The following is a 12,548-nucleotide window of genomic DNA, read 5'->3' as shown; positions in this document are numbered from 1 at the left end:
GGGCGCATCTCGTCCGCAAGGGCCGCGGGGACGCGGTTGCGGCCGGAAAATGCGTGGACTGGGACGTCTGGAACATGCGCGATGGCGACCTCGAAAATCTCTGCGGCGCTTCTGCCATGAGGAAAGCCTGCGAACAATGTTGACCGGAAAGCCGTCGCTCCCTATTCAGCGCCCGGTGAGGGCGGGTAGCTCAGTGGTAGAGCACGTGACTTTTAATCATGTGGTCGAGGGTTCGATCCCCTCCCCGCTCACCAAAAATCCTCGATAATTCAATTTGTTGTCAGCTTGGCAGCGCTTGATCGCGCCGGCTTAGGGCGCGCGGGGTAACATTTCGGGTAACGGGCCCCCTGCCCTTTGGCTCTGTCGATATTGCGATTCTCTCTCGTTACCCGGACGGCCCCATTTCGCTACCCTGCATCTGTATGCTTTTTCGCAAGATGCGCGGCATAGTCACTGCAAAAATGCCAGATCAGCAATTCCTTGGGGCCATGTGGCCCTTTTCACGCAAATCTCTGCCCGACACCGAGGCCGAGGCACGCCACTACGCCATGCTGAGCGAACCAGCCATGGCAGCGTGACTCAAACGAAATGGTCTCCGGCGAACCCGGGGCGGCTCATTCCTGCGCGAAGGCCCGTCCAGCTCAATCGATAGATATTGACACTGAACAAGAGGAAAAGCGTAGCTTCTCGGTCACGGGGAGAAGCACTAACATATGATATTTCTATCGGATGAAAATGTTTCCGCCATCGATCAGGATGCGGCATTTCTTGAGAATTTTCGTCGCTATGCTAGGCGCAGGATAAGCCGAATTACTGATCAGCCCTCGAACTATATCTTACCTGAAGGCGGTTTTCCCTCGCCGTGGCGCTATGATTGGGAAAGGCGCTCCAACGCCATCTATGGGACATTGATGGTAATCGCCCAGTTGCGGGACATTGGCCGGTTAGATCCAAAATGTGCCGCAATGGCTCGTTCATCGGAACGTTGGGTGAGGGATATGCGCGACCACATTGTGTCGGCCCCTTATTGGCGCCCCTCGGGGGCAAACCCGTCAGAGCCATGGGATTTCAACGGATGGTCGAATGGCCTGTTGCCGGGCGCGCTTGGTCTATGCTGCGCGATCTTGGATGACACCCCTTCAAGCGCGATAGAAGCCTTCATTATGCGCGGCGCTTCCTGGCTGGTCGATGCCAGCTTCCCCGAAGCGCACTATTGGCATCGCCGATCAACCAATCACGGCATTGTCATATACAGCAGCTTTCTGCTCGGTGCGGAACTGCTGAGGCTGAATAATATGGATTTTGTCCGCCGGCTAGACGCAGATTGGCACGCCATCATGGCCGATACTGCGGCTGACGGCAGCTACTCCGAGGGGCTTCATTATCTCGTTTTCGCTTTCGATCATGCTCTGCCTCTCATCTGGTTAAAGGCCCAGCAACCGGGATGGTCGTTACGACATTACCCCGACGGCATGAATTATTTCCGGCTGCTCCCGGATTACCTCAACCATGCCACCAGCGCGACCGGCGTACCTTTTGCGAATTTCGGCGATGAGTTTCTGGAGAGCTGGGAGAATAGCGGCGTCTCTCGTATGACGAGCGCATTAGCGGGCAGGCCGCTGGCGCATCACGTCCCAACCGGGCCATTCCCGCTAAGCTATCATGCGCCAATCGACTATTGCCTTTCAACGTCCATAGCGAGCCCGATAGATGGCTATCGCTCGACCCTATTCGACAAGCGGCGCATGGCTGCCGTCGACTATTATCGCAACGGCAAAAAAACGTCTGGATTGTTCGTCTTTGGCTCAAAGCGGCATCTGACGCACAGCCGCAACCATGACTGCTGCGGCTTCGTGCTGGAGATAGATGGAAGGCCTTTGGTCACAGCCAGGAAGGGTCGGTCCCCATTAACGGGGAATGCTGCTCTGGCCTTCAATGGGGATCAGTTCGTCGATTATACGGAGCCGCGCGACTATGATGGCGATGTCCACATGTCCGGGACGGAAATCTTTGCCACCTCATCCTACAATAGAGATTTCAGGCGTGTCACCGGCATTCAGCGCTGTGAGCGCCGCTTTACTCCAGATTTTGAAGAATCACGGATAACAATTGAAACCAGTGTAGAAGCCAGCAAACGCGCTGCGATTGCGTTCAATTTCGTGCCCGCAGGCGACTTCAGAATCAGCACGCGCAATAAGAACGGTGCCGAATTAGACCCTGTCGTCATCGATGGCACAACCTGCTTTGTCTGTCCTCAGGAGGGTAACAGCAGGTTCTTGACCACGATCGAAAAGGAAGCTGTTGCAGGCTCCAGGTGATCGTCATCATCGGACGCCCCTCCTCAGCCGTGGGGGAGGCCGAATTCGGACAAGGCGGTAACGGCCGCCGCTCCGGCCTCCTGCTCCTTCAGCATCCCGATGATCTGCTCTTCCGTGAACTGTGAGGGGCGCATCGTCCGTTTCCGTGAGTGACGGACTCTACTCAAATCTGGAGGAAGATCAGGGGCTCAGATCGACGAGCGTGCGGCAGTTCCTCGAGCGACACGTCGAGTGAGACATGGGTCAGGTCTTGGGGTCAGGTCTTGGGCTTTCCGCGCTCGCTAAAGCCGCCGGCAAGCTGGAAGAACGCGGCAAGCGCGCGGCGGGCAGAACTGTGCTTGACGGGTTGGGCGAACATACCCCCCTACCAATGAGGATTTTCGACTGATGCCGAAAAGGAACGGCGCATGATCTCACACAAGCAGATGGAGGCGATCTACTGGGTCAACAAGCTCGGGACGTTCCATGCCGCAGCCCGCCATCTGAACATCTCGCAATCGACAGCCTCGAAGCGTATCCAGGAATGCGAGACGATCCTCGGACGCGAGATCTTCGACCGTACCACGCGGCATGTCGAACTCACACCGACCGGCCGCAGCATCATCGGCCTCGTCGATCAGAGCCTTCATCTTCAGGACGAGATCCGGCAGCTGGCGCGGAGCCCCGATCAGTTCGCCGGGCGCTTCAAGTTCGGAGCTACCGAGATGATCGCCGTGAGCTGGCTGCCCAAGCTGGTTTCGGCGATCAAGGAAGCCTATCCGAAGGTGGTCCTCGAGCCGGTGATCGACGACGCCTGGACCTTGTTCACCGGCCTGCGGGACCGAAGCCTCGACCTTGTCTTGACCCCGCGCCTTCGCGGGGAGCTCGACCTCCCCTATGTCCCGCTCGGCGACGTCGCGACGTCATGGATGTGCAGCCATTCCCTCTATGCTGGACCCGACATGCTGCCGATCGAGCGGATCGTCGAGTTTCCGGTGTTGATCCAGTCGGAGAAGTCGTCGATCTACGATCTGCTGGCGGCCTGGTTCAACGAGCACAACGTTTCGATCAACCGCACGATCATCTGCAACCACACCTCAGCCGTGGCCGAGCTCGCCAAGGCCGGCTTCGGCATGGCCTGCCTGCCGACGAATTATTTCCTGCCGCAGGTCGCCAGCGGCGCGCTCAGGATCATCCGGACCACGCCGCCTCCGCCTTCGCTGCGCTTCGTCGCCGCCTATCGCAACGACCGGATGGCGCCAATCTGCGCGCGCATCGCCGAGATGGCGCGGCAGCAGCATGATTTTGCGCCCCCTGGGGAAAGCTGATTGATTACTTTAATGCATCAGTCAGGCATCAAAAATATCGCTTTTTTAGGAGAGTGCATCGCGGTCTAATCCTCGGGCGAGCTGGCCTGGAGGATCGTCTTGAGCCCATTCGAAGGACGCCGATGCAGCGTGGGGATGCCGGGCCGGACCCCGTCCGGCTGGCCACCGCGTATCCGATTGGTCCGCATCCCCCGGCCGTATCGCGACGACGGCAGAGCGCTCCGCACCGAGGACCGGCCATGACGCATCGCGGCACGATTGCGGTGCTGGGGGCCGGGGCGGTCGGCGTATCGGTGGCGCTCTATCTCCAGCGTGACGGCCGTGACGTCGTCCTGATCGATCAGGACGAACCTGGAAGCGGATGTTCCTATGGCAATGCGGGTCTGATCCAATGCGCCAGCGTCGTGCCGGTCGCGACTCCCGGCATCGTCGGCGCGGTGCCGCGCATGCTGCTCGACAAGAACCAGCCGCTGCATATCCGCTGGCGCCATCTCGGCTCGCTGGCGCCCTATTTGCTGCGCTTCCTGCGGGAGGCACAGCCGGCACGGGTCGAGGCGAATGCCCGCGCGCTCTCCAGCCTGGTTCCGCGCGCCTATGAGGACTACCGCCCACTGATCGAAGCCGCCGGCATCCAGTCGATGGTACGGCCGAGCGGCGAGCTCCACGTCTTCGAAACCGACGCGGCCTTCGAGAAGGCCAAGGCTGCGAACTTCGCCATCAGACGGGCCCATGGCGTGCAGGTCGACGAACTCGATGCGGACGCAGTCCGGCAAATGGAGCCTGGCCTCGCGCGCAGCGTCCGGCACGGTCTGTTCCTGCCGGACTGCTACCAGACCGTGAATCCGCAGCGCTTCGTCGCCGCACTCGCGCGAAACTTCATCGACAATGGCGGCCGCTTCATCAAGGCGAAAGTCACCGATATCGCCCTGCGCCCGGGCGGCCCGGTCGCGATCACGACGGATGGCGGGGAAATCGTCTCCGAGATGGTCGTCCTCGCCTTCGGCGCCTTCTCGAAGCCCTGGGCGAGAAAGCTCGGCATCGCGGTACAGCTCGATTCCGAACGCGGCTATCATGTCATGTTGCCGGAGCCGGGCGTTGCGCTGAACCGGACCGTCGTGTCGGGCGAGTACAAGTTCGCGCTGTCGCCGATTGACGGCAAGGTCCGGATCGTCGGCTCCTCCGAGCTGGCCCGGGTCGGCGCGCCTCCCAATTACGAGCGCGCGATGCGCTTGCTGCCGCTCGCGAGGCATTTGCTGCCAGGGTTGAACGAGGCCGGGCACAGCCTGTGGATGGGGCACCGGCCGTCGACGCCGGACAGCTTGCCCCTGCTCGGTCCCGTGCCAGCCAATCCGAACATCATCTTCGCCTTCGGCCACAACCATTCCGGCCTCACGCTCGGTGGCACCACCGGAAAGCTGATCGCCGACCTCCTGGCGAAGCGCATCCAGCCGAGCGACCTTTCCCCCTTCAGCCCGACCCGCTTTGCGCGGGCGGCCTAGACCTGCGCCGCGGAACGAGACAGCCATGTCGGTATTTCAGAAGCTCGGAATCGAACCGGTCGTGAACTGCGGCGCGTCGCGCTCGTTCTACGGCAGCAGCATCATGAGCGACCCGGTGCGCGAGGCTATCGACAGCGCCTCGCGGGACTATGTCCTGATGTCGGAGCTAGGCGACGCCGTCGGCCGCCGTCTCGCCGAACTCACCGGCGCCGAATGGGGAGTCGTCTCGGCCGGGTCGGCCGGTGGTCTGGCCCTCGGCACGGCAGCCTGCATCGCCGCCAATGACCCGCTGCGGATGCTGCGGCTGCCGCAACCCTTCCATAACGAGGAGCGGGTAGTGCTGACGCCGAAGGGGCAGCGCTTCGCCTATGATCAAAGCGTGCGCCTCGCCGGCGCGCGCATCATCGAAGTCTCGGATGTGGCGGAGCTCGCCGAGGCGTTGGGAAGGCGCCATGTCGTCATGATCCTGCTCTTCGGCGAGCGCGACGCCAGTTCCTCCCTGAAATTCGACGAGATTTTACCGCTGGCCCGGAAGGCCGGGGTGCCGATCCTCGTCGACGCCGCGTCGGAGCCGCTCGCCTGCCCGGAACACTGGACGTCGCGCGGGGCCGATCTGGCCGTCTACAGCATCGGCAAGCTGATCCGCGGCCCTGCTGCAGCCGGCCTGCTGCTCGGGCGCAAGCCGCTCGTGCAGGCGGCATGGTTCAACGGCCCGCCCCATCAGAGTTTCGGCCGCGCGATGAAGATCGCCAAGGAAGAGATGGTAGGCGCGGTCGCGGCGGTGGAGCAGTGGTTCGCGCGCGACCTCGAGGCCGAGCGCCGGCAATGGCGGCAGCGCGTCCAGACGCTGCGCGATCGGCTCGCAGCGATCCCCGGGCTCAAGCTCGACATTTCGGCACTGGCCGGCGGCATTCCGCGGCTGAAGATCGACTGGAGCGAAGCGCAGCCGAACCTGACCTTCCGCGAGCTGCGACGCGAGCTGCTCGAACGGCGCCCGCGCATCCTGATTGACGATTACGGCGGCAGCGAGCACTCGACCATGATCAGCCCGTTCGCCCTGGGCGACGAGCAGATCGACCTTGTCGGCGACGCGCTGCAGGCTGCGCTGACGGCAGCACGGCAGCCGGCGGCCGCCCCGCCGCCGACCGAGGTCGAGATCTCCGGCCAATGGACCGTCACGCTGGACTTCGCCGTCCGACCCGCCATCCATCAGCTGAGGCTGCGGCGCGAAGGTGGCAGGCTGGAGGGCCAGCACCTCACGCCCTTCGGCGAGGTCGCGGCCAGCGGCGTCATGACCGAGAACGGCTTCGAGCTTCAGGCCTTCCACATGGTCGAGGGCAATACGGTGAGCTTCCGTTTCGTCGCCGAGAACTGTGCGAGCGATGCGATGTCAGGCTTCGTCGAACTCGGTGCAGCGGCGAGTCATACCAAGGGACCGACGACCTTCAGCCAGTTCGGCCGGGTCGCCTTCTCTGCCGTGCCTGCTACCGAAGCCTAGCGCATCCAACCGAGCGGAGCTCCCATGGAACCGACCTATCTCAACCCCAAGGGCCTCAAGCATCGGTCCGACACGGTCGTCTTCAACGGCGTCGCCTATGTTTCCGGCGTGGTTCCGGCCGACAACAGCGTGACGATCACCGATCAGACCCGGCAGGCGCTGGCGCAGATCGACGAGCGGCTCGCAGCGGCCGGCACCGACAAGAGCCGGCTGCTCTCGGCGACCATCTGGATGCACGACGTCAATCGCGACGTCGCCGCATTCAACGAGGCGTGGAACAGCTGGCTCGTCGCCAAGCGCGAGCCGGCCCGCGCCTGCGTCCAGGCCACGCTGCAGGGCGGCGCCCAGCTCGAGATCTCCGTCATCGCCGCGATGCCGTCGCGATGATCTCCCGCAAGCCCCGAAGGCCGGAGAAGGGCCGCCGGCCGGCGGCCTGGAGCCGTCGGGCCACCGCCGCGCGGCCTTGGTTCTGTCCCCTCCGGCGCGATGCGAAAGCGACGAGGCCCTCGCGATGAGCGGCTTTGCGACCATCCTGTCCTCGCCCTATCTGGAGCAGTTCGCCAGCGGCCTCGTGCTCACCCTGCTGATGACGGTCGCCTTCGTGCTGATCGGCGGGCTGTGGGGAATCGTTCTCACCATGCTGCGGGCAGTGCCGGGCCTCGATCCCGTCATCGCCTTCTACATTTCCTGCCATCGCAACGTGCCGCTGCTCGTCCAGCTGATGTTCTGGTATTTCGGCGCGCCGGAGCTGCTGCCCTCGGCCATCGTCGACTGGGTCAACCAACGCTCGAGCGAAGTCTATTTCGCGGTCTGGGCGATCAGCCTGGCGTTCGGCGCCTATGTCTCGGAGGATCTGCGGAGCGGCATTCGCGCCTTGCCGCCGGTTCAGTACGAGGCGGCGCGCGCCGTCGGGTTGAGCTATATCCAGGCCATGCGGCTGGTGATCATCCCCCAGGCCGCACGCATCTCGCTGCCGGCACTGACGAACCAGTTCCTGCTCTATTTCAAGGCGACGAGCATCGCCTCGGCGATCGGCGCCGCCGAGCTCACCCACGCCGCCTACTCCATCAACAACGCCACCTATCTGACCTACCAGACCTTCGCGGTCGCCACCGCACTCTATCTGGCGATCTCGCTGCTGATCATGTCGGGCAGTGAATGGCTGCGCCGCCGCGAGGGGGTGCCTGCGCGATGATCGAGATCATCCAGAAATACTGGCTGCTGCTCCTGATCGGGCAGTATCCGCACGGTCCGCTCGGCGGCCTCGCCATGACGCTGATCATCGCGTTGACGGTGCTGGTGATCTCGATGCCGCTGGCGATCGCGATCGCACTCGCCCGCACGAGCGGCATCGCCTGGCTCGGCCGGCCGCTGGCGCTGCTGGTCTCACTGGTGCGCGGCCTGCCATTCCTGATGTTCGTCTTCTGGGTCTATTTCGGCGTTCCCGCGCTGTTCGGCATTTCCCTCGGCGGCACGACCACGATGATCGTCGCCCTGACGATCTATGAGGCGGCCTATATCTCGGAGATCGTCCGCGCCGGCATAGAGGCGATTCCGAAGGGCCAGATCGAAGCCGCGCACGCGCTGGGGCTGCGCTATGGGGTGCGCACGCTGCGGATCGTGTTGCCACAGGCGCTGTTCAACATGCTGCCGAGCCTGATCACGCAGTTTGCGTCGATCGTGAAGGAAACCTCGATCGGCTACATCATCAGCGCCCAGGAACTGACCTTCGCCGCGACACAGGCGAACAATCTCGAGATCACCAAGCCGGCCGCGGTCTTCGGCATTCTGGCCGCAGGCTACTACATCCTGTGCGGCGGCATCGCAGGAATCGCGAAGATGCTCGAACGACGGATCCTGCAGCAGCGCCAGCGGGCGGCGGCTGCGGAGTTCGTACCGCTCGCCGCGGCGGTGCGAACATGATCCGCTTCTCCGAGGTCTCGAAATTCTATGGCGCCTTGCCCGCCCTGCGCGGGGTCAGCGGCGAGGTCGGCGCTGGCGAGGTCACGGTCGTCTGCGGCCCGTCGGGATCGGGCAAGTCTACTCTGATCCGCACGGTCAACCGGCTCGAGCCGATCAATAGCGGCCAAATCCTCATCGGCGGCCGCGACATTCATGAGCGCGGCTGGTCCGTCAATGCGCTGAGGAGCGGGGTCGGCTTCGTCTTCCAGTCTTTCGGGCTCTTTCAGCACCTGAACGCTCTGGACAATGTCACACTCGCCCTGCGGCATGTCCGCGGCCTGCCGCGCAAGGAGGCTGAGGCCCTCGGCCTGGCGCAGCTCGAGCGCCTCGGCCTGGCCGACAAGGCCCGGCAAATGCCGGGCGCACTCTCCGGCGGGCAGCAGCAGCGCATCGCAATCGCGCGCGCACTGGTGATGAAACCCGCCGTCCTGCTGCTCGACGAGCCCACATCGGCGCTGGATCCGGAAATGGTCGGCGAGGTCCTGCGTGCGATCGAGGCGCTCGCGGCGGATGGGCTGACCATGATGTGCGTGACCCATGAAATGGGCTTCGCGCAGCGCGTCGCCGACCGGATCTGGTTCATGGAAAGGGGGGAACTCAAGGCGGATGCGACGACTGAACAGTTCTTCAAGGGAGAGGCAGGTCCTCGCGCTCGCGAGTTCCTCAGGCAAATCTGACAAGTGCAATAACGGGGAATGTACAATGACCAGGATACCCAGGAATATCGCGGCCATCGGCTTGTTCTTTCTGGCGGCTACCGCTCCGGCCGCAGCCGACCAACTGGCTGACATCCAGGCGAAGGGCGAGATCGTCTGCGGGACCATAGGCACGGTTCCCCCGTTCAGCTTCCAGGATCCGGCGACCAGAACGACCGTCGGCTATGATGCCGATATCTGTCAGCTCATTGCCAAGGCGCTGGGCGTCCAGCCGAAGCTGGCGCTGGTCGCGGGTGCGGCGCGCATTCCCGAGCTCAACCAGCGCCGGCTCGACGTGGTCACCGGAACGCTCGGCTGGACGCCGGAACGCGCCAAGCAGGTCGACTACAGCTATGCCTATTTCAATTCGAACCAGATGATCGGCGTACTGGCCAAGGCCGGGCTCCGCTCCGTGAAGGAGCTCGACGGCAAGCGCGTCTCGGCTCAGGCCGCGTCAACCTCGGAAGCGGTCGCCAAGCAGAAGCTGCCGACGACCGAGGTGATATCCTTCCAGGATGTTCCGCAGGCATTGCTTGCCCTCAATCAGGGCAAGGTCTCCGGGCTCGTCTTGTCGGAGCTGATGCTGCGCGACTTCGCGGTGACCAGCAAGGACACCAACACCGCGCTGACGGTCCTCGACGACTCCACCTTGATGATCGAGAAGGTCGGTGTCGGCGTGCGCAAGGGCGAGGACAAGCTCCTCGCCAAGATCAACGAGACTTTGGTCGCGGCCGACAAAAACGGTGAGATCGATCGAATTTACGACAAATGGTTTGGCAAGAGCTCGAAATTCAACATGCCACGCAGCTTCAAGGTCGAGTTGATCCAGTAGCCCGTCCGTGGCCGGGGGAGCGCGGCTCCGCGCTCCCCCCTACCGGGCGCCGCACAATAGAATGGCACAGGCGGGTCAGCTCAGAGCGATGTCGCCCGCCAAGGGACAGCTCACCCCTCCTTGGCAAGGCGAGCCTCAGGCGAATCCAGTAGCAGTTCCTTTTCGCTAAGTGCGCACTACCCATTTGGGGAAGGCGTCATGCCTTGCAATGTGCACTTCTGCGCCCGACCGAGGCATTGCCGCCGACGGCTTTCTTCCGCGGAGAGGAGTTGGTCATGCGCTCTCTAGCCGTACTTGTTCTTATACCCTTGACGTTCTCGGCCGGGCCTGCAGCGGCCAGGCAGGGCGGCAGAGGTGGCGACGACAGTGCCCGCGAGACTTGTCGTGAAGAAGCCCGGCGAGCCGTACAGAAGTCCCGAACGTCTCGACAGGGTATAGAGCAGATCAGGGAACTGCGTCGCGAATACGTGCGCAGTTGCATGCAGAAGGGGCGATGAGGCGCCGATCGCCGAACGGCCTCAATAGCGCTTCAGCCCGGTCCACACCCTGACCATCGCAATGTGATCCACCCAGTTCCTGTCAGCGTTCATCGCCGAGCCATTCGCGATAGATCTAGACGACGCTTGCGCCAAACCGCGAGCCACCCTCATGATCGCCGCGAAGATCGATGTCTGAAATCGTCGATCGACTTATCCTGCGGCGTCGGATGTCTGTCGATGACTGATCTTAAAGGCCAACATATCTCCACCATCGCCCTGGGATTTCTACTCCTCGCCTCAACGGCAAAAACGGCAAACGCCCAGATCCGAATTGACAAGGACCAGACCGGCCGGATCGTCGCGATGGCGAACCTCTCCACGGCCAGCGGCTGTTCCAGAGCCAGCGGCCGCGGCCGGGTGGTCGACCAACATTTCGAGAACGGCCAAATGAAGGGCGTGACCTTCAAGGATGCGAAGTACGGCGAAAGCTATCTCAACCTGCCCTTGCTCGCCACGATCAGCCCCGCATCGGCACGGGCACGTGTCGCCGAAGGCTTCGCGACGCTGCTGGCCAAGGGACAGGAGCTGAAGGTCGTGACACTGGGTTGCGGCGCCGCCGGCCGGATCGAGAAGCTCGCCTCGGTGGAACTGGTCGGCCCGCCAGTGCGCGCCACCGGCGCAGTCGCCAGGAGCGGCGCTGTCCGCTCCCCGGCGGCAGCCGCTGCAGCAGCATCTCCGGATACCGGAGTCAGGTCGCAGGACGGCGACGATAGCGTGCTGCGGGCACAGGACGGGCAGGCGATAGAATCATCTGCGCCCGCGCCGGCACCTCCCGGAGCTCAACCGCACGCAGACGCGCAGACCTCGCCGGATCTGCCTAGACCGCAAACTCCGACGCCAGCGAGACGCTCGTCTCGTTGGCGATTCGGACAAATGATCAAGACCGAGCTCCATTTCGAGATCGACTCGAATGATAGCGCATTCAGCTTCAACCTCACTTGCGGGCGAGCAGACAACGGCATCACGATCAGCCACTGGTTCTTGCCACCGCGCAACTGGAACATCGTTAAATCAGCAACGCCGGTCTCCATTGATGGGCGCCCGCTGCGCTGGGAGGTCGATGGCGCCGATGAGGGGCTGATCTTCAGCGACAACCACGGTGGCAACATGTCCAGCCTCTCGGCTGGCGCGCTGGACCAACTCGCCCGAGGCGAGCGCTTCGTCGTTCATGGTAGGACGAGCCGAGGCAAGCCACGTGACGCCATCTTCGACATTTCGGGTGGCGAGCAGGCATTCGCAGCTTTCGAGGCCCGCTGCAAAAAGCTGCCGAGACGCTGAGTGGCAGCGCGAGATCAGCCTCGGCGCCTTAGGAGGCACCAAATCTGGATTGGCATGCGCAAATTCATACTGCTGGCCGAAAGTTTCGGAAAATAGCAGAATATGCCAGTTTGGACGTCTCGGTCCTCGACGCGCTCGCCGCCCGCAACACGGCTCCGCCTGTGCGAAGAAGTTGAACTGTTAGTTGCACTCTTCCTTGATCCGGGGGCGGCTGGCTTCCTGCCCTCCTTCGTGGCCCGGTCCCGCTCGCGCGGGGGGCGGGCCTTTTTCCGTTTTAGATCCTGCCAATCGACGATTATTGAGCGGAGGTGTTGGCGGATATCCGCGCCACCTTGTCGTTCAGCACTTCCTCTGCCTCGCTCCAACCCCTGCGATAACCGCGCTCCTCTGCCTCATTCAGCAACTTGGTCAGTGCCGCCCGTTCAGCCTCGCCACGGTCGCTGCCAAACCACCATAATGCGCCGCGCCACATCACACGCGGCACTGACCATGCGATAAGCACCATTATTAGCGCCCCGCCGGTTTGCAGGGCCTGCGTCAGGACGCTTGGCCAACTAATCCCGTCCAACATCCCGCGCTCCATTCCAATCACGCCCAGCCCGCCACGCATTTGCTGCGGC

At 63.0% G+C, this 12,548-nt stretch carries 10 protein-coding genes and 1 tRNA gene; all 11 read left to right on the top strand.

What is annotated here, in order from left to right; all coding sequences use genetic code 11:
• Window positions 1-179: 179 nt before the first annotated feature.
• The 11 genes from ACWGRX_RS01835 (at window position 180) to ACWGRX_RS01785 (ending at window position 11,928) form a co-directional block, all read left to right on the top strand.
• Window positions 180-254, top strand: a tRNA-Lys gene (locus tag ACWGRX_RS01835).
• Between the two features lie 459 nt (window positions 255-713).
• Window positions 714-2,318, top strand: coding sequence for a hypothetical protein (locus ACWGRX_RS01830; protein ID WP_452116188.1), 1,605 nt, complete (start codon window positions 714-716; stop codon window positions 2,316-2,318).
• Between the two features lie 407 nt (window positions 2,319-2,725).
• Window positions 2,726-3,625: a LysR family transcriptional regulator gene (locus ACWGRX_RS01825; RefSeq protein WP_452116187.1), complete on the top strand. Its 900-nt coding sequence runs from the start codon at window positions 2,726-2,728 to the stop codon at window positions 3,623-3,625.
• A gap of 239 nt (window positions 3,626-3,864) precedes the next feature.
• Window positions 3,865-5,124, top strand: a complete 1,260-nt coding sequence (locus ACWGRX_RS01820; RefSeq protein WP_452116186.1) for an NAD(P)/FAD-dependent oxidoreductase — start codon at window positions 3,865-3,867, stop codon at window positions 5,122-5,124.
• Between the two features lie 25 nt (window positions 5,125-5,149).
• Window positions 5,150-6,622 carry a hypothetical protein gene (locus ACWGRX_RS01815; RefSeq protein ID WP_452116185.1) on the top strand — a complete coding sequence of 491 codons (1,473 nt, stop codon included), beginning with the start codon at window positions 5,150-5,152 and terminating at the stop codon, window positions 6,620-6,622.
• A 24-nt stretch (window positions 6,623-6,646) separates the two neighbouring features.
• The gene (locus ACWGRX_RS01810) at window positions 6,647-7,009 is read left to right on the top strand and encodes a RidA family protein (RefSeq protein WP_452116184.1); all 363 of its coding nucleotides are present in this window, start codon (window positions 6,647-6,649) and stop codon (window positions 7,007-7,009) included.
• A gap of 124 nt (window positions 7,010-7,133) precedes the next feature.
• Window positions 7,134-7,817: an amino acid ABC transporter permease gene (locus tag ACWGRX_RS01805; RefSeq protein ID WP_291638366.1), complete on the top strand. Its 684-nt coding sequence runs from the start codon at window positions 7,134-7,136 to the stop codon at window positions 7,815-7,817.
• On the top strand, window positions 7,814-8,545 hold the full coding sequence (locus ACWGRX_RS01800; protein ID WP_452116183.1) for an amino acid ABC transporter permease: 732 nt from the start codon (window positions 7,814-7,816) through the stop codon (window positions 8,543-8,545). Before ACWGRX_RS01805 ends, ACWGRX_RS01800 begins: the two co-directional genes overlap by 4 nt.
• The gene (locus tag ACWGRX_RS01795; RefSeq protein WP_452116182.1) at window positions 8,542-9,261 is read left to right on the top strand and encodes an amino acid ABC transporter ATP-binding protein; all 720 of its coding nucleotides are present in this window, start codon (window positions 8,542-8,544) and stop codon (window positions 9,259-9,261) included. The genes ACWGRX_RS01800 and ACWGRX_RS01795 overlap by 4 nt, the downstream gene beginning before the upstream one ends.
• A gap of 25 nt (window positions 9,262-9,286) precedes the next feature.
• Complete coding sequence (locus ACWGRX_RS01790; protein WP_452116181.1) at window positions 9,287-10,111, top strand: transporter substrate-binding domain-containing protein; 825 nt, start codon at window positions 9,287-9,289, stop codon at window positions 10,109-10,111.
• A gap of 716 nt (window positions 10,112-10,827) precedes the next feature.
• Window positions 10,828-11,928, top strand: coding sequence for a hypothetical protein (locus tag ACWGRX_RS01785; protein WP_452116180.1), 1,101 nt, complete (start codon window positions 10,828-10,830; stop codon window positions 11,926-11,928).
• Window positions 11,929-12,548: the final 620 nt, after the last annotated feature.

It is taken from the genome of Allobosea sp. NPDC055594, assembly GCF_053618995.1.
Note: the sequence above shows the minus strand (reverse complement) of the source record. Positions and strands in the feature narration are given on the sequence as shown.